Annotated in this window: 24 protein-coding genes; 11 read left to right on the top strand and 13 right to left on the bottom strand. The window is 48.4% G+C overall.

Annotation, left to right across the window (positions count from 1 at the left end):
* Positions 1 to 258 precede the first annotated feature (258 nt).
* From tatC to hisC, 12 genes are all read right to left on the bottom strand, one after another.
* Positions 259 to 1,035 carry a twin-arginine translocase subunit TatC gene (gene tatC / locus HMPREF3139_RS02285; protein ID WP_070460201.1) on the bottom strand — a complete coding sequence of 259 codons (777 nt, stop codon included), beginning with the start codon at positions 1,033 to 1,035 and terminating at the stop codon, positions 259 to 261.
* Positions 1,036 to 1,050: 15 nt separating this feature from the next.
* On the bottom strand, positions 1,051 to 1,713 hold the full coding sequence (gene tatB, locus HMPREF3139_RS02280) for a Sec-independent protein translocase protein TatB (RefSeq protein WP_070460199.1): 663 nt from the start codon (positions 1,711 to 1,713) through the stop codon (positions 1,051 to 1,053).
* Between the two features lie 3 nt (positions 1,714 to 1,716).
* A complete protein-coding gene (tatA, locus tag HMPREF3139_RS02275) occupies positions 1,717 to 1,920 on the bottom strand; it encodes a Sec-independent protein translocase subunit TatA (RefSeq protein ID WP_003679438.1) in 204 nt (67 codons plus the stop codon).
* A gap of 41 nt (positions 1,921 to 1,961) precedes the next feature.
* Positions 1,962 to 2,285 (bottom strand): histidine triad nucleotide-binding protein, encoded by a 324-nt coding sequence (locus HMPREF3139_RS02270; RefSeq protein ID WP_003748648.1) that lies wholly within the window; start codon positions 2,283 to 2,285, stop codon positions 1,962 to 1,964.
* Positions 2,286 to 2,403: 118 nt separating this feature from the next.
* On the bottom strand, positions 2,404 to 2,727 hold the full coding sequence (locus HMPREF3139_RS02265; RefSeq protein WP_070460197.1) for a phosphoribosyl-ATP diphosphatase: 324 nt from the start codon (positions 2,725 to 2,727) through the stop codon (positions 2,404 to 2,406).
* Positions 2,728 to 2,758: 31 nt separating this feature from the next.
* The gene (hisI, locus tag HMPREF3139_RS02260; protein WP_107792367.1) at positions 2,759 to 3,157 is read right to left on the bottom strand and encodes a phosphoribosyl-AMP cyclohydrolase; all 399 of its coding nucleotides are present in this window, start codon (positions 3,155 to 3,157) and stop codon (positions 2,759 to 2,761) included.
* Positions 3,158 to 3,210: 53 nt separating this feature from the next.
* Positions 3,211 to 3,978, bottom strand: coding sequence for an imidazole glycerol phosphate synthase subunit HisF (hisF, locus tag HMPREF3139_RS02255; RefSeq protein WP_070460193.1), 768 nt, complete (start codon positions 3,976 to 3,978; stop codon positions 3,211 to 3,213).
* Between the two features lie 40 nt (positions 3,979 to 4,018).
* Positions 4,019 to 4,336: a multidrug transporter MatE gene (locus tag HMPREF3139_RS02250; protein ID WP_070460191.1), complete on the bottom strand. Its 318-nt coding sequence runs from the start codon at positions 4,334 to 4,336 to the stop codon at positions 4,019 to 4,021.
* 164 nt (positions 4,337 to 4,500) lie between these two features.
* Positions 4,501 to 5,238: a 1-(5-phosphoribosyl)-5-[(5-phosphoribosylamino)methylideneamino]imidazole-4-carboxamide isomerase gene (gene hisA / locus HMPREF3139_RS02245; RefSeq protein ID WP_070460189.1), complete on the bottom strand. Its 738-nt coding sequence runs from the start codon at positions 5,236 to 5,238 to the stop codon at positions 4,501 to 4,503.
* A 73-nt stretch (positions 5,239 to 5,311) separates the two neighbouring features.
* A complete protein-coding gene (gene hisH / locus HMPREF3139_RS02240; protein ID WP_070460187.1) occupies positions 5,312 to 5,956 on the bottom strand; it encodes an imidazole glycerol phosphate synthase subunit HisH in 645 nt (214 codons plus the stop codon).
* Between the two features lie 168 nt (positions 5,957 to 6,124).
* Positions 6,125 to 7,078, bottom strand: coding sequence for an imidazoleglycerol-phosphate dehydratase HisB (gene hisB / locus HMPREF3139_RS02235; RefSeq protein WP_070460185.1), 954 nt, complete (start codon positions 7,076 to 7,078; stop codon positions 6,125 to 6,127).
* A 19-nt stretch (positions 7,079 to 7,097) separates the two neighbouring features.
* Positions 7,098 to 8,183, bottom strand: coding sequence for a histidinol-phosphate transaminase (gene hisC / locus HMPREF3139_RS02230; protein WP_070460183.1), 1,086 nt, complete (start codon positions 8,181 to 8,183; stop codon positions 7,098 to 7,100).
* A gap of 218 nt (positions 8,184 to 8,401) precedes the next feature.
* Between hisC and HMPREF3139_RS02225 the strand changes: the two genes are divergently transcribed.
* The 9 genes from HMPREF3139_RS02225 (at position 8,402) to rplS (ending at position 17,309) form a co-directional block, all read left to right on the top strand.
* Positions 8,402 to 8,758 (top strand): DUF2069 domain-containing protein, encoded by a 357-nt coding sequence (locus HMPREF3139_RS02225; RefSeq protein WP_049336736.1) that lies wholly within the window; start codon positions 8,402 to 8,404, stop codon positions 8,756 to 8,758.
* Complete coding sequence (locus HMPREF3139_RS02220; protein WP_070460181.1) at positions 8,755 to 10,587, top strand: PglL family O-oligosaccharyltransferase; 1,833 nt, start codon at positions 8,755 to 8,757, stop codon at positions 10,585 to 10,587. The genes HMPREF3139_RS02225 and HMPREF3139_RS02220 overlap by 4 nt, the downstream gene beginning before the upstream one ends.
* A 207-nt stretch (positions 10,588 to 10,794) precedes the next feature.
* Positions 10,795 to 11,472, top strand: a complete 678-nt coding sequence (misR, locus tag HMPREF3139_RS02215; RefSeq protein ID WP_003748666.1) for a two-component system response regulator MisR — start codon at positions 10,795 to 10,797, stop codon at positions 11,470 to 11,472.
* A gap of 15 nt (positions 11,473 to 11,487) precedes the next feature.
* Positions 11,488 to 12,885, top strand: coding sequence for a HAMP domain-containing sensor histidine kinase (locus HMPREF3139_RS02210; RefSeq protein WP_070460179.1), 1,398 nt, complete (start codon positions 11,488 to 11,490; stop codon positions 12,883 to 12,885).
* A gap of 55 nt (positions 12,886 to 12,940) precedes the next feature.
* Entirely contained in the window at positions 12,941 to 15,331 is a 2,391-nt protein-coding gene (locus HMPREF3139_RS02205) for a bifunctional acetate--CoA ligase family protein/GNAT family N-acetyltransferase (RefSeq protein ID WP_070460177.1), read from the top strand.
* A gap of 75 nt (positions 15,332 to 15,406) precedes the next feature.
* Entirely contained in the window at positions 15,407 to 15,655 is a 249-nt protein-coding gene (gene rpsP, locus HMPREF3139_RS02200) for a 30S ribosomal protein S16 (protein WP_003679465.1), read from the top strand.
* A 15-nt stretch (positions 15,656 to 15,670) separates the two neighbouring features.
* Positions 15,671 to 16,180, top strand: a complete 510-nt coding sequence (gene rimM / locus HMPREF3139_RS02195) for a ribosome maturation factor RimM (protein WP_070460175.1) — start codon at positions 15,671 to 15,673, stop codon at positions 16,178 to 16,180.
* Positions 16,180 to 16,929, top strand: a complete 750-nt coding sequence (gene trmD / locus HMPREF3139_RS02190) for a tRNA (guanosine(37)-N1)-methyltransferase TrmD (RefSeq protein WP_070460173.1) — start codon at positions 16,180 to 16,182, stop codon at positions 16,927 to 16,929. The genes rimM and trmD overlap by 1 nt, the downstream gene beginning before the upstream one ends.
* 14 nt (positions 16,930 to 16,943) lie before the next feature.
* Positions 16,944 to 17,309, top strand: coding sequence for a 50S ribosomal protein L19 (gene rplS / locus HMPREF3139_RS02185; RefSeq protein ID WP_003679470.1), 366 nt, complete (start codon positions 16,944 to 16,946; stop codon positions 17,307 to 17,309).
* Between the two features lie 211 nt (positions 17,310 to 17,520).
* On the opposite strand, the gene HMPREF3139_RS02180 is transcribed toward rplS, so the two are convergent.
* On the bottom strand, positions 17,521 to 18,930 hold the full coding sequence (locus HMPREF3139_RS02180; protein WP_070460171.1) for a PepSY-associated TM helix domain-containing protein: 1,410 nt from the start codon (positions 18,928 to 18,930) through the stop codon (positions 17,521 to 17,523).
* Positions 18,931 to 19,275: 345 nt separating this feature from the next.
* Between HMPREF3139_RS02180 and greA the strand changes: the two genes are divergently transcribed.
* Both greA and HMPREF3139_RS02170 read left to right on the top strand, forming a co-directional pair.
* Complete coding sequence (gene greA, locus HMPREF3139_RS02175) at positions 19,276 to 19,752, top strand: transcription elongation factor GreA (protein WP_003684304.1); 477 nt, start codon at positions 19,276 to 19,278, stop codon at positions 19,750 to 19,752.
* Between the two features lie 98 nt (positions 19,753 to 19,850).
* On the top strand, positions 19,851 to 20,279 hold the full coding sequence (locus HMPREF3139_RS02170; protein WP_070460169.1) for a DUF4149 domain-containing protein: 429 nt from the start codon (positions 19,851 to 19,853) through the stop codon (positions 20,277 to 20,279).
* The last annotated feature ends 83 nt before the right edge of the window (positions 20,280 to 20,362 follow it).

Raw genomic sequence — 20,362 nt, 5'->3', positions numbered from 1 at the left:
CCTTGGTAAAAATCACCCCATTTCCCAAACGTAATTCCGGCAGTTTGGTATTAAAATCCAGCCCATTGAGGCATGAGGGACTGTTACACATTACTGCTTCGATTTCGGCAAAATCCTCGGTCAAAAATTTTAGCCGAATCAAAAGAATCTGGGCAGTAATGTTTTACGACTCCCCAAACATCCATCATACTTTTTCTTAAAAACTGAAGTGCGATGATACAAAGGCCGTCTGAAAAATTCTTCAGACGGCCTTGATTCTTAAACTTCTGCCGGTGGTTGCGGTGTATCTTCATCTTCCTGCTGCGTTTTCGCTTTGATAAAGCGGCTGAACCAAATGCCTGCTTCGTAGAGCAGAATCAGCGGAACAGCAAGCAGGGTTTGAGAAATTACGTCAGGCGGCGTGATGATTGCAGCCACGACAAACGCACCGACAATCACATACGGACGCGCATTCTTAAGCTGTTCAGTCGAAACAATGCCCATTTTTGCAAGTAACACCACAACGACGGGAACTTCAAACGTCGTACCGAATGCAACAAACATGCCCAAAATAAAGGACAGGTATTTGTCGATATCGGTCGCCATATTGACGCCGACAGGGGTTACCCCGGCCAAGAATTTGAAAATAACGGGAAATACCAAAAAATAGGCAAACGCCATACCGACAAAGAAAAGCGTCACGCTGGACAACACCAGCGGCGTAATCAAGCGTTTTTCGTTTTGGTATAAGGCAGGAGCGACAAACGCCCAAACTTGATACAGCGTGTGCGGCAACGACAGCAGAAATGCCGCCATCAGAGTAACCTTGACCGGCACAAAAAACGGCGCGATCACATCGGTTGCAATCATGCTGGTATCTTTAGGCAGATTGGCCATCAATGGTTCGGCAACAAAGGTATAGAGCTGCTGGGCAAACGGCATCATACCCAAAAAGCAGACGACGATACCGATGACGATCCACATCATGCGGCGGCGCAGCTCGAGAAGATGCTCGATAAGCGGTTGGACGGGTTGTTCGTGTTGAGGTTCGGACACCGGTTGACTCACTTTTTACTTACGGACGCGCAGTTTGGGTTTGGCGTGGAATTTCGGACGCATATCGCGTTTGCGGCTCATCGCCTGCTTACGCAAAGAAGTCGTATGCAGCGAAGGAACATCGGCGACAGGGGCTTCGACATAGCTGACTTCGACCGCCGGAGTGGGTGAAACCGATGCGGTCAAATACTCACGCCAAGCGCGGTCTTGCTCGGACTCGGCATTTTCAGCCCCGACAGGCTCTTGAGTTTGCGCTGCTCCACCCTCTTCAGGAACTTGGGCCGCACTTTCATTTTCAGTGCTGCTTGAAGCCAAATCAGGCAGAGGATTACCGAACTCGTCCACGCCAAAATCGGCAGGCGTTTTCTGTTCGGGCAGGCGTTCCCACGGCTTGAGGCCGTCTGAAATATCGCTCAGATTTTTTTGTGCATCGTTGCCCAAGTCTTTGATACCGTCGCGAAACTCGGATGCGGCGGTTTCAAATTCCTGCTTCACCTTGCGCAATTCGTCCAACTCAGCCTGAGTGTTGAGTTCCTGCTTGACGTTATTGACGAATCCTTGCAATTTACCGACCAAACGCCCAGCCGTACGCGCGGCTTGCGGCAGACGTTCGGGGCCAAGCACTATCAGGGCAACAACGCCGACCAGCAGCAATTCGCCCAAACCGAAATCAAACATGGATTATGCTTTGTCTTCGTCTTTTTTGTGTTCGATGACTTCGTCTTTTTTGGCATCTTTGCCGTCTGTACCTTCGTTCAGGCCTTGTTTGAAGTCATGCACTGCGCCGCCGAGATCTTTGCCGACGTTGCGCAATTTTTTGGTACCGAATACCAAAACGACGATAATCAGTACGATAATCCAGTGCCAAAGAGAGAAGCTACCCATGATAAGTCCTTGAATTTGTTTAATTTAAAAAGAGATAATAATTATGCGGGCGTACCCATGATATGGATATGCAGGTGGAAGACTTCTTGTCCGCCGCCTTTGCCTGTGTTGATCAGGGTTTTGAAACCGTCGGTCAAACCTGCCTCTTGGGCGATTTGAGGGACTTTCAACATCATTTTACCCAACAGGGTTTGATGTTCGGCAGTGGCGTGTGCCAGTGAATCGAAGTGTACTTTCGGAATCAGCAGCAGATGTACCGGCGCGGCAGGACGGATGTCTTTGAAACAAAGCATCTCATCGTCTTCGTAAACGGTTTGTGCCGGAATATCTTTGGCGGCGATTTTGCAGAAAATACAATTATCCATAATGGCTCCAATGGCCGTCTGAAAACGGGTGCAACGGGTTTCGCCAAACAAAGTGAAATCGTTTTTGCCCCAAGAGACGGATTCTGAAACAGGTCAAATACGGGATTGTAATATAAATTCAAGATTCTTTGCGAGAAGCTTTTTCCACCAATCCCGACAAACCTTGACGGCGCGCAAGCTCGTTGACCACATTTTCGGCGCGCAATCCGTGATGCGCCAATAAAACCATGGTGTGAAACCACAAATCCGCCACTTCGTAAACCAAATGTTCGCCGCCGCCATCTTTAGAAGCCATCAAGGTTTCGCCCGCTTCCTCGATGACTTTTTTCAGAATCTTGTCTTCGCCTTTGTGCAACAGTTGGGCAACGTAAGAAGCATCGGGATCGCCGCCTTTGCGCGAATCGATGACGTTTTGGATTTGGGTAAGGATGGTATCGGTCATGGTCGGTTTCTCTTATTTCTTTCAGACGGCCTTAAGGATGTTTATATCCGTAAATTGCTTCTTCGTCTTTCAACACGGCATCCACTGTCTGCCATGCACCCTCTTGCCAAACTTTGTAAAAGCAGCTTTCACGCCCGGTATGACAGGCAATGCCGCCGTTTTGTTCAATCAACATAACCACAGCGTCGCCATCGCAATCCAGGCGCAATTCGTGTACTTTTTGCGTATGCCCCGACTCTTCGCCCTTCATCCATTGTTTTTGGCGGGAACGGCTGTAATAGTGGGCAAAACCGGTTTCTACGGTTTTTTGCAGGGCTTCTGCGTTCATCCAGGCGACCATCAGCACACGGTGTGTCTGCCAATCTTGGGCAATGGCGCAAACCAAACCTTTTTCATCAAATTTTACGGCATTCAGCAGCGTTTCGTTTATATTCGACATTCGCGTTTTTCTCCCATATTTTTCAGACGGCCTTTGGGTAGCAATCACAAACGCACTTCAATTCCTGCTTCACGCATGGCCAGTTTCGCTTCGCGGATACTCGCTTCGCCAAAGTGGAAAATACTGGCGGCCAATACCGCATCTGCCTTTCCGTCTTTAATGCCGTCCACCAAGTGTTGTACCGAACCGACGCCACCGGAAGCAATGACCGGAATATCGACCGCTTCACTGACCGCGCGTGTCAAAGGCAGGTTAAAACCTTGCTTGGTGCCGTCCCGATCCATACTGGTCAGCAAAATCTCGCCCGCACCGCGCCGCTGCATTTCGACAGCCCATTCCACCGCATCCAAACCGGTCGGATTACGTCCGCCGTGGGTAAAGATTTCCCAACGGGTATTTTCAGGGTTGACCGCTTTGGCATCCACGGCAACGACAATCGCTTGTGAACCAAAAAAACCGGCCGCTTCATTTACCAAATCAGGATTGGTTACAGCGGCCGTATTGATGCTGGCCTTATCGGCACCGGCATTAAGCAGGCGACGGATATCGGCAACCGTACGCACACCGCCGCCGACCGTCAATGGAATAAAAACTTGTGATGCGACTGCCTCAATAACGTGCAAAATAGTATCGCGATTGTCGCTGGAGGCAGTAATGTCCAAAAAGGTCAATTCATCCGCGCCTTCATCGTTGTAGCGTTTGGCAACGTCAACCGGATTGCCTGCATCGCGTAAACCCAAAAAGTTGACACCTTTTACCACGCGACCGTCTTTTACATCCAGACAAGGAATAATTCGTTTTGCCAATGTCATACTCAATACCTCTTATCCGTTCTCAGGCCGTCTGAAACCGTCAGGCCAAAAATTTGCTCAACCAATCCGGCAAATGTTGCAACAGCTGAAAATAACCAATCCCCGCCATCATCGCCAAAACGCAGGAAATAATGAAATTGCTGTCGATGCGACCGACGATGGAAAAAATCAAACCGGCAAATGCCCATATTATCCCGTTGAAAATCATCCAATAGGTATCGATAATCGGCAAATCAAACGCCGTCAGCTGCCGCAATATCACTGCAATCAGTGTAAACCACAAACTTTCACTTAGTGGATACACTTCGCGGTCGGATGACCAGATAATCCAAAAACCCAAAACAAACGCTTCAAGCATACTAATCCCTTAATAAAATATCGATTGGGTTGTTTTTATAATTATTTCAAACAGATATAAACCCATGACCTATACAGGCAATCCCTTTGAGTGCATTTTTGTGTGCTGCGTCAGCCGCTGCGTTTTAATGGCCTGCAAGGTCTTATCCGCATAATCTGACACACTTAAGCCAAAGAATCGGCCAGTTTTTGCGCCTGTGCAAAATCAATGCTTCCCTCATAAATTGCACGGCCGGTAATTGCACCGCTCACGCCTTCGTTTTCAACGGCACACAATGCACGGATATCATCCAAATTCGTCAAACCGCCGGAAGCGATAATCGGAATATTCACGGATTGGGCCAATTTGACGGTAGCTTCGATATTCACGCCGCTCATCATGCCGTCGCGGCCGATATCGGTATAAATAATGCTGTTGACGCCATCGTCTTCAAAACGCTTGGCCAAATCGACGACATGATGCTCCGTTACCGTTGCCCAACCGTCTATCGCCACCATACCGTCTTTGGCATCCAAGCCGACGATAATCTGACCCGGAAAGGCCTTACATGCTTCGCGCACAAATTCAGGATTTTTTACCGCGGCCGTACCGATAATCACATCGGTCAGACCCAAATCCAAATACTTTTCGATGGTGCCCAAATCACGGATACCGCCGCCAAGCTGTACCGGAATATCTTTGGCTACGGCGGCCAAAATTTCTTTAATCGCCGGAAAATTTTGAGGAACGCCTGCGAATGCGCCGTTCAAATCAACCAAATGCAAACGGCGTGCGCCTTGATTGCGCCAATGCAAAGCCATCTCTGCCGGTGAATCGGAAAACACCGTCGCCTGCTCCATCAAGCCTTGTTTTAAGCGAACACAGCGTCCTTCTTTCAAATCAATGGCAGGTATCAACAGCATTTTCTTCTCCTCTATTCAATTTCAGTATATTTTACACAAATTAGCGATTTTTAGCAGATTTATGTTAAAAGCCTCAAATCTGCCAATTTAAAAAATTACGCAGCAGCAGCAATCCTGCCTGATGGCTTTTCTCCGTGTGGAACTGTGTGGCAAACACATTGTCCTTACCGACAATGCAGGCAAATTCATTCGGATATTCGCTAACGCCTAAAACAATCTCTTCATTTTTCGGTGCAAAATAATAGCTGTGAACAAAATAGAAATACTCGTTTTGCCCAATGTCTTGAAATAAAGGATGCGGACGGGTTTGGCGCACTGTATTCCAACCCATATGCGGCACTTTCAGACGGCCTCCTTGCTCATCGGTTTGATTGGGCAAAAACCGTTTTACTTGACCTTCAAACCAACCCAAACCATCTGTATCGCCTTCTTCACTGTGTTCAAACAATAATTGCGCACCTACGCAAATTCCAAAAAACGGCTTGTTTTTCAGGCCGTCTGAAACCGCCTCACCCAAACCGCTTGCCTCCAGCGCCGACATGCAATCCGGCATGGCACCCTGCCCTGGAAAGATAACCTTATCCGCCGCCATCACCTCTTCAGGCCGCGAAGTCAGATAAACCTCGGCATTTTGATTAGACAAAACCTGCGCCGCCTGAACAGATTTCAATACTGAGTGCAGGTTTCCCATTCCATAATCAACAATCGCTACTTTCATTGCTTCTCCTCAGGCCGTCTGAAAACATTTAATGATTAATATAATAATAAGAATGATTGTAGCAAAAGATGGTTTAAAACAAAATATTGTCGATATACAAGACAAATAATAAAGGCCGTCTGAAATCCCGATCGGTTTCAGACGGCCTTTATTCATTCACACGATGCCTTATTCTTCAGATGCGGCTTCTGCTTCTTCCTGAACAGACTCTTCGCTCAGCGTACCTTTGGTAGAAGGCGTTTGACCCATCATGCGCGGATCGTATTCAACCGCCATGCGCAATGCGCGGCCGAAGGCTTTGAAAACAGTCTCGGCTTGATGATGTGCATTACGACCTCTAAAATTATCGATGTGCAAGGTCATCATGCTGTGATTCACAAGGCCGTGGAAAAATTCTTCAAACAAATCAACATCAAAACAGCCGATCAGGGCGCGGGTAAAGTCGATGTTGTACACCAAGCCAGGGCGGCCGGAAAGGTCGATGACTACACGGCTCAACGCTTCATCCAACGGAACATAGGCATGACCATAACGGGTAATGCCGGCTTTATTGCCAAGTGCTTGTTTCAAGGCCTGACCCAATACGATACCGATGTCTTCAACCGTGTGATGGTCGTCAATGTGCAAATCGCCTTTGCAGGTAATATCCAAGTCAATCAAACCATGACGCGCCACTTGAGCAAGCATGTGTTCAAGGAAAGGAACGCCGGTATCCAAGCGGTATTTGCCGGTACCGTCAAGGTTGAGGCTAACGGTAATTTGGGTTTCGCAGGTATTGCGGGTAACAGTAACAAAACGGCCTTCAGTTGAAACACCAGCTTCGGCTGTTTCGACAGTTTGTTTTTCCAAACGCGCCGCTTCAACTGCTGCTTTTTCTTGGTCTTTGCTGTGATCACGGTTCAGCCAGCCTTTGCGTTTGTGCATACCGGATTCCAACTTCGCAGCCAGGCTCGGACGAATGCCGCGTGCAGACTCATCGCCTGCTTGTTGTTCCAAACGGCGTTTGAGCTGAGACAAAGAGGCGGAGTTTTCATAACCGCATGCGCGTGCGAGTTTGGTCAATGAGCCGGCTTCTTCAACCAGTAACAGAAAATTGGTCAAATGCAGTTGAGCTTTGTTCATAATGGTAGTTTCCTTGAAATCAAAGATTGGGGTAAAGGTTTCTAATAACGGCCAAGACGGCATCATTTTGCGCTGCCGAGCCTATGGTTATGCGGACACACTGATCCAAAAGCGGATGGCTGCCATGCAGTTTTTTAATCAGTATGCGGTTTTGCTTCAATGTTTCAAACAGCTCGTTCGCATCAGGTACGCGAACGGTAATAAAGTTGGCTTCGCTCGGAAAAACTTCCAAACGGTTTAATTTCAACAATTCATTCATCACGCGCGAACGCTCGTTTTTTAATGTATCAATGTTTTGCTGAATGATTGGATGATGCTTCAATGAGAATTTCGCCGCCGCCAAGCTTAATTGATTCATATTGTAAGGCGGAAGGATTTTGGCCAGTTCACCCATAATGCTTGGGCTTGCCGCCGCATACCCCATCCGTAAGCCGGCAAAGCCGATTTTACTGATGGTGCGCATTACGACCAGGTTTTCGACTTCGCCCGCCCACGGAAGGAAACTGTCATGATGAAACGCACCATATGCCTCATCGACAACCACAATGCCGGTATCCGCACGAATGACCGCCTCTACTTCTTCTCGCTTAAAGCACACGCCGGTAGGATTATTGGGATAGGCAATAAAAATTAATGACGGCTGATGTTGCTCGATAGCGGTCAAAACGGCAGGGAGATTTAAAGAAAAATCTGGATTTAAGGGAACGCCGACATATTCCATGCCATAAAGCGCGGCATTATGACGATACATAACGAAACTTGGCTCAATACCCAATACACGCGCATTTGGTTTGGCAACCAGCATAGTCAAAAATTGGATAAGCTCATCGGAGCCGTTACCCAATGCGATTTCCGCTTTATCGGGAATACCGAAAACCTCCCTCAATTCTTCATAAATACCGCTCTTGGCAGCATGGGGATACAAATGAATCGGCGCCTGCTTTGCCAAGTCCGCCCATTCCGATAATAAAGATTCATACCCGGCGAAAGGATGATGCGGACACTCCATGGCGTCCAACTTAATAAAACCTTCCGGCAAATCAGCAACCTGATAGGCTGTCATTACTTTAATATCATCACGGATAACATCAGCAACGCGATTCATGGTTTTCTATCCTCCTGAGATAAAGTATTTAGAATAATAGCACAATCTTTATTAAATATATATATTAATAAGACTATAAAACAAGATAAAGTTTCATTCGTTTGAAGAAAAAACAATAAATCCTTTCTTCAGCATCTTTAAGCAATATTCTTGGCTTACCCCGCCTTTTTAGCGGTATAATTTTAAGTTTTCCAGTACGGCTTTACGCCCTCAATATTGTGAACAATACACGCTCCCCATTACCTTATCTTGCAACTTCCATAAGCCTTATCCTGCTGATTCTGCTTTCCTTGTCATGGGAATTGTGGATCGCGCCATTGCGCGAAGGCGGCTCATGGCTGGCACTGAAAGCCCTGCCGCTGTGCCTGCCGTTGACCGGCATTTTGAAAAAACGCATCTACACTTATCAATACAGCTCCATGCTGATTCTGATTTACTTTGCCGAAGCCTGTATGCGCCTGGCTGACACAGCCGTCGCCAGCCGGATTTGCGCCGCCGTTTCTGTATTATTGTGCATTGCCTTTTTCCTCGGCTGCCTTGCATTTATCAAACAACAAAAACACACATCAAAATGACCTACCACACTCTTTCAGACGGCCTGACTGAATCTTCAGTAAAAACCTTTTGGCCTTTATGGCTCAGTTTTCTTTGGATTTGCGCCGTCCCTTTTCTCTCGCTCTACCGAGTCGGTCCACTGCCCAGCTTTTATTTGGAAGCCATCTCTCTGAGCGGCTCATTGGTACTGACTTTGATTAGCGCACACAAAAGTCTGCTGAATATCCGCCTTCCTGCACTCAGTATCGGCTTGTTTGCCATGGCCGCATTTTGGTCGCTCCAAGCGCGCCTCATGTATTCCACCTACCCCGGCATGAGCGATATTACCGCCTGGACCTTTGTTATTTTGGCACTGGGCGCATGGTCGGTGCGGGGCTGGGTAGCAGCTTACGGACAGGAACGCGTCGTCAGCATCTTTGCTTGGTCTTTATTGATAGGTGCAACCATACAGGCCGTCATCGTCTGGCTGCAATTTAAAGGCTGGTCTAACGTAGAGTGGTTGAACGGCATCATTGCCCGAAGCAGCGGTACCGTAAACGGCCAACTCGGCCAGCGCAATCATTTGGGACATTATTTAATGTGGGGCATTTTGGCGGCATCCTATTTATGGACGGCGCGCAAAATGTCCAATACAGCAGGTTTTCTGTTTGTATTGGCATTGACTGCGACCCTCGGCCTTGTCAACTCGCGCACCATCTTAGGCTACATTGCCGCCCTATTCCTGATTACGCCGTTATGGTTTTGGCGTACCCGTTTCCAACACAAACGCGCACTGTGCATTTTCCTTCTGACCGCCATCCTGGCCGCCGCTTTCCAATTCGGCATGGGCAGCCTGTTGGATTTGTTTGGCAACATCAAATACGAAACCGCCGTCGAACGCGCAGGCACCAGCGGTTTTGAAGGCTCCATGCGCCAAATCGAATGGAGCAAGGCATGGATTGCCTTTCAATCCGCACCTTGGTTCGGTCACGGCTGGAACAGCTTTGCCCAGCAAACCTTTCTGATCAATGCCCAGCAACAATATTTCCCCAACAATATCCTCGGCGTACTGTTTACCCATTCGCACAATATCGTCATGCAGTTGCTGTCCGAAATGGGCATTGCCGGCACCTTGCTGGCAACCTTAACCCTGCTTGCAGCCGTATGGCGACTATCAGGCCGCAACCAAACACCGGCTTCCCTATTTTTGCTGACTGCCGCCGCCGTCAGCCTCTGCCACAGCATGCTCGAATATCCGCTTTGGTATATCTACTTCCTTACCGTATTCAGCCTGATTCTGTCGCTGACACCTTCTTATCCGAAAGATGTTTCAGACGGCCCTTTATCTACCCGAATCAGACAATGGACAGGCGGTATAGCTGCTTTATCGATTTTAATCGGCATGGCAAACCTCAGCTGGGAATATCAAAATCTGACCCAATATAGCCGTGTAGGGAAAACCGACGATCCGCAAACAGTTCAAAACAAAATTGACGGCTTGCAGCAGCTCTCCAAAGAAAGCCCCATGCTTGCCTATTACGCCGATTTAAGTTTGAGCAGACGTGCCGACCCGACCGATGCCTACATCCGCCCATGGGCGGAAGAAGCCGCACTCAAAGCCCTGACCTACCGCCCCTACTCCAGCGCCTATCAAGTCGGCCTCTACCTATACAGACAAGGCAAGAAAGAAGAAGGTGCGCAATGGATGCAGGCAGTGCAATATTATTACCCCTATATGATGTATTTCTACGCCGACAAAATACGCAGCCATCCGGTATTCTCCCCCCTGCTGCCCAAACTTTTGTCCGATTGCAAAGATTTCATCAACGCACCGAAACACCAAACTGCCAAATCATGTGATAAACCCTAAACAAAACTCACTCAATTGTCAGTTTGTCCTTACAGGCCGTCTGAAAATGTAAAGAGCGACAAGTTTCTATGCAAAAAAGCGCAAAAGCACAGAAAATTACGCTATCAACAAAAGCAGATTGCATGTTAAGATTGAACACAACTCTATTTTAATCGCCGCACTGCCTATTTAGTGCCACGGCGCATACAATCACGAAAAGGAAATTCCATGAGTCGCGTATTACTCGTAGATGACGATGCCCTCTTGACCGAATTGCTGACCGAATACCTGACTGCCGAAGGCCTCAACGTTCACAGCGTTCCTGACGGCGAAGCCGGCGTTCAAGAAATTCTGACCGGACAATACGATGTCGTCGTATTAGACTCCATGATGCCTAAAATGAACGGTTTGGACGTACTGAAAAACGTACGCACCCAAAGCACAGTACCCATCATCATGCTGACTGCAAAAGGTGACGACATCGACCGCATCATCGGTTTAGAAATGGGTGCGGACGATTACGTACCGAAACCATGCACACCGCGCGAACTCTTGGCGCGTATCAACGCCATCCTGCGCCGCGCGCAACATAGCAACGAACAAAACAACGCGCCTAACAGCATTTCTGTCAGCGACGTTGTCCTCTACCCTGCCAAACGCCAAGCCAGCATCAAAGACACTCCGCTTGAATTGACCAGCACCGAGTTCAATCTGCTCGAAGTTTTGATGCGCCACGCCGGACAAGTTGTCAGCAAAGAGACCCTGTCCATCGAAGCACTCGACCGCAAACTGGCTAAATTTGACCGCAGCATCGACGTACACATCTCCAGCATCCGCCACAAACTTGGCGATGCTTCCCTGATTCAAACTGTACGCGGCTTAGGCTACCTGTTTGTTAAAAACTAAAGATTAAACAGATCAATGAAACTGTTTCAACGCATCTTCGCCACATTTTGCGCAGTCATCGTCTGCGCAATCTTTGTGGCGAGTTTTTCATTTTGGCTGGTACAAAATACCCTTGCCGAAAACCAATTCAACCAACGCCGCACCATCGAAACCACATTGATGAGCAGCATCGTCTCCGCGTTTAACTCGCGCGGAGACAGCGGTGCGCGCGAAATTCTTTCCGAATGGAAAAACAATCCAGTTTCCAATGCCGTCTATGTGATTACCGGCGATGATAAAAAAGATATTTTAGGCCGAAACATCGACAGCCTCTCCATTGAGCGCGCCCGCATCTTTGCCATCAACAACCCCGAATCCGATTTGGCACACATCGAATACGACCGTTTCGGCGAAGAATACCTCTTCTTCATTAAAGGCTGGGACAATCATCAAGCCCAGCGCCTCCCTAGCCCGCTCTTCATTCCCGGCCTGCCGCTTTCTCCTATTTGGCACGAATTTATTATTCTGTCTTTCATCATCATCGTCGGCCTGTTGATGGCATACATCCTTGCAAACAACATTACCAAGCCCATCAAAATTCTTGGCGGCGGCATGGACAGGGTTGCCAACGGCGAACTTGAAACCCGCATTTCCCAACAAGTTGACGACCGTGACGACGAATTGTCCCACCTTGCCGTTCAATTCGACAAAATGGCCGAGAAACTTGAAAAACTTGTTGCCAAAGAGCGCCACCTGCTCCACCATGTTTCTCATGAAATGCGCTCGCCGCTGGCGCGTATGCAGGCGATTGTCGGCCTGATTCAATCTCAGCCGCAAAAACAAGAGCAATATCTCAAGCGACTCGAAGGCGAACTGGTGCGCATGGATACTTTGGTCGGCGAATTGTTGACCCTCTCACGCCTGGAAACTTCCAATATTCCTTTGGAAAAAGAAAACCTCAAACTCGTTCCTTTCCTGACCAACTTGATTGAGGACAACCAAAGCATTGCCCACCAAAACAATCAAAGCGTTACCCTGAGCATTGACCCTAAAATCCCTGAAAATGCCGTAATCAGTGCCAACGAAGGCTATCTATACCGCGCCTTTGACAACGTTATCCGTAATGCCATCAATTACAGTCCGGAAGGCAGCACCATTCAAACCCATATCGGACAAGACGGCAAAAACTGGATTATCGATGTTACCGACAATGGGCCAGGCGTAGATGAAATGCAGCTTCCGCATATTTTCACTGCCTTTTATCGTGCCGACTCCAGCGCACACAAGCCTGGTACAGGTTTAGGGCTTGCCTTGACGCAACACATTATGGAACAGCACTGCGGTAAAATCATTGCTGAAAATGTCAAACCCAACGGCCTGAGGATGCGTTTTATCCTTCCCAAAAAGAAAGCCGGAGACAAAAAAGAAGTCTAAAAATAAGGCCGTCTGAAACTTTTCAGACGGCCAAAAACACAAATAAGGAACCATCATGAGTGCAACCGCCCAAACCGGCTACTTCTTCATGCCTGAACACATCATCCTCGTCGGCGCCAGCGAACGTCCGCACAGCCTTGGTGAACGCATTTTCAGCCACCTGCTCGGTTCCTCATATCAAGGCAAAATCACCCCCGTCAATCTTCGACACAGCAGTGTTGCAGGCATTCCCTCCTACTCCAGCCTCAGCAAAATTCCGGGCCAAGCCGATTTGGTTGTTGCCGTTATCCCGCCCGACCATTACGACTCGCTGTTCAAAGCCTGCCGTAAAAAAGACCTGCGCCACATTATCCTGATTCAAGATTGGGAAAACCTGCCACCCGAATCCTGCAAAAACACCCGTTCCATTATTCAAAAACATCATGGCGACGAATTGAACATCACCGTATGCAACAGCGCAGGCATCCAACTCCCCTCGCTCAACCTCAACATCGGCACCCAAACCGACTATCCCGCCGGCCATATCGCGTTACTGACCGGCCACAGCACTGTCAGCCGCAACATCAACCATCTGCTGAACACAATGCATCAAGGCATATCGCGCCACATCAGCCTCAACTACAACCTAAGTCCCACCACATCCGCCGACTGGCTCAACCGCTTCGGCCACAACCGCCATACCAAAGTTGCCGTCATCCACTACAATCCGACCGAAAACCAACGCGAGCTGTTCAGCGCCATCCGCCACTTCACACGTCACACCCCGCTTATCCTGTTGTCCACACACCATACCAACGACACAGACAAAGCCATCCTGCGCAGCCTCAGCCGCCATTGCAATTTCCAACCGGTATTCAATACCGCCGAGCTGGAAGCAGCCCTAAAAGCCCACCTTTCCGGCATTCCCGTCATTACCAACCCCACCATTCTGTCCGACACGCCGATAGAATGGCTGCACACTACCGCCAATGCCTGTGAATTGACCCTCGACCTCCCAACCGATGTACCATCCATCCGACAAGGCTGCATCGGCAGCAACCCCACGCCTGCACGCATCCACCGTCTGGCGCTCGAACAATTACAAAATCCGCATACTCAAGCCCTGCTCGGCATTATTTCGCCAGATACGCCGGATGCGTACAGCATTCATCAAACTCTGGATAATTTGACACAAAAAACCAGCAAGCCCATTCTCGTCAGCTATCGTTTTTCAGACGGCCTGACTCGGTTTAACACGCCGGAAGAAGCCTTACTGACACTTTATTTCCGCAATCAAACCGCCTATTTGCAACAGGTGCAAAATACCCCTGCGCCAGCCAAAACAGGCCGTCTGAAAACACCTAAAAGCAAAAATATCGATAAAGCCATTGCTTCCGGCCAAACCGAACTGATGGCGGAAGCCCTATACCTGCCTCCGTGCCAAACCCAAAAACACAATGCCGTCCAGTTCCGGTTCAGCCGCCATGCCATTTACGGCAACATCCTTTCCGCCCATTACAACGGCAAAACCGAAGCCGCATTACCTCCATTTACCACACTCGATATCCAGCGTTTAAGCCAATTTGCAGAACTCGACAACACTTCCGTTCTCAATCAATTCCTGTATTCCCTAAACACGCTTATCCACAACAACCAGCATATCGGCGACATCATCCTCAACTACAACGGCAGCCAATACAGCAGCACCATCATTCCCGAAATTGTGGAAAAACCAGCCGCGCCGACAACCAAAATCCCCAAAAAAGCCGTCCAAACCTTAGAACAGGCCGCCGCTAAAATGCAAAGTGCCGCCGCCTACCTCCAACAAAAAAATCCGGTCGCAGCCGAATTCCTACGCAACACCGGCGAAGCCGCTTCCGAACTGCTGCACCCTAAAACCGAAACGCCCGAGATACAAAACGTACTCGCACCCTATCCGAGCCAAACCGATACCTTTACCCTGCCCGACGGCAACACACTGCACATCCGCGCACTAGAACCTGAAGATGCCGAAGCCAAACAAAAATTTGTCCGCCAATTACCCGCGGCCGACCGCTATACTCGCTTCATGACCCATACCAACGAGTTACCGCTGCCCACACTCGCACGGCTGACCCGTCCCGATTTCCATACCGAATGCGCGTGGGCAGCCTTCGCTTCAGACGGCCGTATCGTCGCAGTCAGCCGCTACAGCCGCATCAATCGCAATGAGTGCGAGTTCGGCATTACTTTAGCGCCTGAAGTACGCAAAACCGGCTTGGCCGGCAAAATGATGAGCTTCATTATCCAAACTGCCACACAGCAAGGTTACCAAACCATGAATGCGGAAATCCTCAAAGAAAACACACCGATGCTCAAACTCGCTGAAAAATCAGGATTTACCTTTACCCCATCGGAGACCGATCGCGGCCTGTATCAAGCAAGCCTCGATTTGAACGAATGGCAAAACAGCAACAAAAACAAATAAAAACTTGCATAACCCGTGTGAAATATCCTAAAATTAGCGGTTTCTATATATCCGCATTTTTCAAAAGGACTCAAAATGGTAGTTATCCGTTTGGCTCGCGGCGGCTCAAAACACCGCCCTTTCTACAACGTAGTCGTAACTGACTCTCGCAACCGTCGTGACGGCCGCTTCATCGAGCGCGTAGGTTTCTACAACCCCGTTGCCAACGAAAAACAAGAACGCGTACGTTTCGACGCAGACCGCATCAACCACTGGGTTGCTCAAGGCGCGAAAGTTAGCGACGCAGTTGCCAAACTGATTAAAGAGCAAAAAATCGCTGCTTAATCAGCCGAAACGACCATGACAGACACTCAAAAACGGGTAGCCATGGGCTACATCAAAGGCGTATTCGGCATTAAAGGCTGGCTTAAAATTGCCGCCAATACCGAATATACCGACAGCCTGCTGGACTACCCCGAGTGGCAGTTGTGCAAGGATGGCAAAACCCTGGATGTTATGCTTGAGGCAGGTAAAATTGTCAATGGCGAACTTCAGGTCAAATTTGAAGGTATAGACGATCGCGACCAAGCATTTGCCTTGCGCGGCTATACCATCGAAATCCCCAGAGAGTCATTCGCCCCTACTGAGGAAGATGAATACTACTGGGCAGATTTAGTCGGCATGACCGTCATCAACAAAGAAAACATCGTCCTCGGCAAAGTCAGCAACCTGATGGAAACCGGTGCAAATGATGTTTTGATGATTAAAGGCGAACACGGACAAATCCTGATTCCCTTTGTCTCCAACTATATCGAATCTGTCGATACCGACAGCAAAACCATTATCGCCGACTGGGGTTTGGACTACTGATGCTGATTCAAGCCATCACCATTTTCCCAGAGATGTTCGACAGCATTGTCGAATATGGCGTTACAGGCAGAGCAAGAAAACAAAATCTTTGGCAGTTCCAAGCCATCAATCCCCGTAAATTTGCCGACAATAAACTTGGCTATATTGATGATCGCCCCTTCGGAGGTGGTCCGGGAATGATTATGATGGCGCCGCCGCTTCAAGCGGCAATCGAAGAAGCCAAAGCAAACTCGCAAAAACCTGCCAAAGTAATTTATCTCAGTCCGCAAGGTCAGCCGCTGACGCATAAAAAAGCTGCAGAACTTGCCGAACTGCCCCATCTTGTTCTTCTATGCGGACGCTATGAAGGCATAGATGAAAGACTGTTGCAAAGCAGTGTGGACGAAGAAATCAGCATTGGCGACTTTGTCGTCTCGGGCGGTGAATTCCCCGCCATGATGTTGATGGATGCCGTCTTAAGATTGGTCCCGGGTGTATTGGGCGATATACAGTCAGCCGAACAAGACTCGTTTTCAGACGGCCTTTTAGACTGTCCTCATTACACCAAACCCGTAGAATTCCAAGGCATGATGGTTCCCGAGGTCTTACGCTCAGGAAATCATGGCTTGATTGCCGAGTGGCGATTGAAACAATCGCTGCGACGCACTTTAGAGCGCCGACCTGATTTATTGGAAAAGCGCAGTTTAATCCCAAAGGAATCCCGCCTCTTAAAAGAAATCTTGCAAGAGCAACAGGAAATCCAATCATAACTTAGGAAAAACAAATGAACTTGATTCAACAATTAGAGCAAGAAGAAATCGCTCGCTTGAACAAAGAAATCCCTGAATTCGCTCCAGGCGACACCGTTGTCGTATCTGTACGCGTAGTTGAAGGTTCTCGCAGCCGTCTGCAAGCATACGAAGGTGTTGTTATCGCTCGCCGCAACCGTGGCCTGAACAGCAACTTCATCGTTCGCAAAATCTCTAGCGGCGAAGGTGTAGAACGCACTTTCCAACTTTACTCTCCTACCGTAGAAAAAATCGAAGTTAAACGCCGTGGTGACGTACGTCGCGCCAAACTGTACTACTTGCGCGGCCTGACCGGTAAAGCAGCTCGCATTAAAGAAAAATTGCCTGCTCGCAAAGGTTAATCGCTTTCATCAAAAACCCACTTCAATGAAGTGGGTTTTTTGTTTTTATACAAGATCTCCTCATCTTTCTTACACAATCCTGCAAGCCAATCACAATACACTTCTCGCGCATAAACTTAAACAGAATCATAATTCCCTTGCTTCTTTTAACCTTTATACAAAAGGCCGTCTGAAACAAAAGATTCAGACGGCCTTTAATCACATCGGGCGGTTATTTAAACCATCTTGCCAATGCAGGGATACGCGACAACAACAGTGTATCCAAAATCCAAATAACAGCAATTGCGGCAATAGCTGTTGGGAAAATCACAGCCAAAATCAGAAGTGGCACAGCCATTGCCCACCATACCGGCAATTTGATTTTCTGTGCAGGAGGAACCAAACCACGTGCTTCCGAAGGACGGCGTTTCCACCACATCACACAGCCGCTGATGCAGACGAAAATGACTGCCAAGCAGAACAAAACGTTCGCCAGCACACTCCACCAGCCCATCGTACCGATATGCAGCGCAATGCTGACCGCCATGAATTTACCAAACCAGTTGTAATCATCGTAATGGATGTCGGCAAGGACTTTGCCGCTGTATTGATCGATGTGTACCGTGCGGTCGGCGGTCGGACTGGGCATATCGTAGCTCATCGAGTCCTGAGACAGCGTCCACACGCCCGTTTCGCCTTTAGGCAAATTAAGCTTGTAACGGCCTTCAAAACCAATTTCGCGGGCAAAGCGGTCAACTGTTTCCAAAGTCATCGGTTCGCTCGGATTGATGCCGTTTTCGCCCTTCGTCGTACCGGAAACAGGCATAGGCGTAAGCTCCAGAACCCATGGCACTTCTTTGATTTTACCGTCGTTTAACACATCGCCGTGGGTCGGCACGGTAGATACAGGGTTCGGTTCGACGCCCCATTTACCGGCAGGGAATTGGCTCCAAGACTGAACCAACTTACCGCCCCAAATTCCCGCCCAAGCAACGCCCGAGAGACAGAACAGCAACAGAAGCAAAGAAACCCAAGTGCCGAATGCGCCGTGCATGCTACGCCACCATGTACGTCCTTTACCTGCTTTCGGTACAAGCATGGATTTCACACCGCGCTGTTTTGCCCACCACAGGTAAATCCCGGTAATGATCATCAAAATAGTCAGTGAAGCGGCTGTTTCCAGTATATAGTCGCCCACCGTGCCGATCATCATATCGCCATGGATTTCGTCCATGATGTGATACCAGCCGTCATTGCGCGGCGTTGAATTGACGACCTTCGCCGTATAGGGATCAACGGCAACCATAGCAGCCTTATCGTCATTGTTCACGCGGAATACGGCAACCATATCATCTGCGCGCGGCGCAATATACTGCACTACCGAAGCAGTTTCCGGATTTACAAACTGTCTGGCGGCTTCAGCCTGAGCCGATAAAGGCTGAACCACTGCCTGCGGCGCAACATGTATGAGTTCGCCTTCTTTACCGGTGATATTGGCAAATAGCAGCATTCCCAACCCTGTAACAGCCAACAGGGTTAAAAACGGCGCAACCAAAAATCCGGCATAAAAATGCCATCGCCAAACAGTCAAATAACGGCGGTTAGCCTGTTGTTCATTTTGGGGAGTTGGTTTTGTTTCCATATAATCTCTTCGTATAGTTAAAGCAGACTAATTACTACGAATTAGCATCAGGTATTTTAATCAAAAACATTCATTTAAGAAACCGTTTTTCCCATGCAGCTTTGAAATACTTCAATATTTAGTTTTCAGGCCGTCTGAAAAAACAAAATAGAACAGAAAACAACACTTTACTGAAAATCCGTTTTAATCATTGCGGTTTCGGCAGAATTTGGTAGAATACAGGCATTACTTATTTATTCATCAAGCCGCCAAGCTTTGGCGGCTTGTATTTTTATTTCCAATCCGGCTACCGCGCGTGGCCGGATAAAATTTTAAAAGCATCATCATGCTTTCATGGAGAACTCAATGCAAAAAATCCCTTTGACCGTCCGTGGTGCAGAATTGTTGAAACAAGAACTTCAACACCTCAAAAGCGTAGCACGTCCAGAAGTCATTGAAGCCATCGCCGAAGCACGTTCGCACGGCGACTTGTCTGAAAACGCAGAATACGAAGCCGCCAAAGAGCGTCAAGGCTTTATCGAAGGCCGTATCGCCGAGTTGGAACACAAACTCTCTATGGCGCACATCATCAACCCTGCCGAAATCCATGCAGAAGGCAAAATCGTGTTCGGTACAACTGTGACACTGGAAGACTTGGAAACCGAAGAACAAGTTACCTACCAAATCGTCGGTGAAGATGAAGCAGATATCAAAGAACGCAAAATCTACGTTGGCTCCCCCATTGCCCGAGCCCTGATCGGCAAAGAAGAAGGCGACGTTGCAGAAGTTCAAGCACCCGGCGGCGTGCGTGAATATGACATCATTGCCGTACAATATATCTAAATAAACAAAAGGCCGTCTGAAAACATTTTCAGACGGCCTTTTGTTATACCTAAAAACACCATAATTAAAGAAAATAAAATCTTCCCAGGAGAAGCATAATGAATCTACTATACAAAATTATCCAAACCGCTGCCGCCATGTGGCTTGGTATGCAGCTGACAGCAGGCTATGTTACTGCCCCTATCCTGTTCCGCATCCTGCCCAAAATGCTGGCAGGAGAAATCGCCGGCATTTTATTTGCCATCACAGCAATATGCGGCTTAGCTATTTTTGGCGCAGCCTATGCCTTTTTCAGACGGCAACTTGCCTCCCTCTCTTGGTGGATCTTGGTACTTTGGCTACTCTTAGCCTGTAATCATCTTTTGGTTACGCCGGTTATCGAGGCACACAAGTACGGACTGGATAACTGGCTGCTGTCTCTAGTAGGCGGTACATTCGGCATTTGGCATGGCTTATCCAGTATCATCTTTTTGATTTGCACAATACTCGCCGCTGTTTGCGTATGGAAATGGCCCAAGCCAAACTAATCCGTCTTAATAAAAGGCCGTCTGAAAGACTTATTTTCAGACGGCCTTTTATTTTGAATCATGAATTCCCCGACTCTTCAAAT

This window comes from Neisseria sp. HMSC15G01, assembly GCF_001808255.1.
Lineage (GTDB): Bacteria > Pseudomonadota > Gammaproteobacteria > Burkholderiales > Neisseriaceae > Neisseria > Neisseria subflava_A.
Note: the sequence above shows the minus strand (reverse complement) of the source record. Positions and strands in the feature narration are given on the sequence as shown.

Coding starts and splice junctions, on each gene's coding strand:
- hisH (WP_070460187.1), bottom strand. CDS start 5,956: ATGAAAGTAGCGATTGTTGATTATGGAATGGGAAACCTGCACTCAGTA.
- rimM (WP_070460175.1), top strand. CDS start 15,671: ATGACAGACACTCAAAAACGGGTAGCCATGGGCTACATCAAAGGCGTA.
- HMPREF3139_RS02265 (WP_070460197.1), bottom strand. CDS start 2,727: ATGACCGATACCATCCTTACCCAAATCCAAAACGTCATCGATTCGCGC.
- hisF (WP_070460193.1), bottom strand. CDS start 3,978: ATGACATTGGCAAAACGAATTATTCCTTGTCTGGATGTAAAAGACGGT.
- greA (WP_003684304.1), top strand. CDS start 19,276: ATGCAAAAAATCCCTTTGACCGTCCGTGGTGCAGAATTGTTGAAACAA.
- HMPREF3139_RS02210 (WP_070460179.1), top strand. CDS start 11,488: ATGAAACTGTTTCAACGCATCTTCGCCACATTTTGCGCAGTCATCGTC.
- HMPREF3139_RS02270 (WP_003748648.1), bottom strand. CDS start 2,285: ATGGATAATTGTATTTTCTGCAAAATCGCCGCCAAAGATATTCCGGCA.
- HMPREF3139_RS02180 (WP_070460171.1), bottom strand. CDS start 18,930: ATGGAAACAAAACCAACTCCCCAAAATGAACAACAGGCTAACCGCCGT.
- hisA (WP_070460189.1), bottom strand. CDS start 5,238: ATGCTGTTGATACCTGCCATTGATTTGAAAGAAGGACGCTGTGTTCGC.
- tatB (WP_070460199.1), bottom strand. CDS start 1,713: ATGTTTGATTTCGGTTTGGGCGAATTGCTGCTGGTCGGCGTTGTTGCC.
- rplS (WP_003679470.1), top strand. CDS start 16,944: ATGAACTTGATTCAACAATTAGAGCAAGAAGAAATCGCTCGCTTGAAC.
- hisB (WP_070460185.1), bottom strand. CDS start 7,078: ATGAACAAAGCTCAACTGCATTTGACCAATTTTCTGTTACTGGTTGAA.
- HMPREF3139_RS02220 (WP_070460181.1), top strand. CDS start 8,755: ATGACCTACCACACTCTTTCAGACGGCCTGACTGAATCTTCAGTAAAA.
- hisC (WP_070460183.1), bottom strand. CDS start 8,183: ATGAATCGCGTTGCTGATGTTATCCGTGATGATATTAAAGTAATGACA.
- HMPREF3139_RS02250 (WP_070460191.1), bottom strand. CDS start 4,336: ATGCTTGAAGCGTTTGTTTTGGGTTTTTGGATTATCTGGTCATCCGAC.
- rpsP (WP_003679465.1), top strand. CDS start 15,407: ATGGTAGTTATCCGTTTGGCTCGCGGCGGCTCAAAACACCGCCCTTTC.
- trmD (WP_070460173.1), top strand. CDS start 16,180: ATGCTGATTCAAGCCATCACCATTTTCCCAGAGATGTTCGACAGCATT.
- HMPREF3139_RS02205 (WP_070460177.1), top strand. CDS start 12,941: ATGAGTGCAACCGCCCAAACCGGCTACTTCTTCATGCCTGAACACATC.
- HMPREF3139_RS02170 (WP_070460169.1), top strand. CDS start 19,851: ATGAATCTACTATACAAAATTATCCAAACCGCTGCCGCCATGTGGCTT.
- misR (WP_003748666.1), top strand. CDS start 10,795: ATGAGTCGCGTATTACTCGTAGATGACGATGCCCTCTTGACCGAATTG.
- tatA (WP_003679438.1), bottom strand. CDS start 1,920: ATGGGTAGCTTCTCTCTTTGGCACTGGATTATCGTACTGATTATCGTC.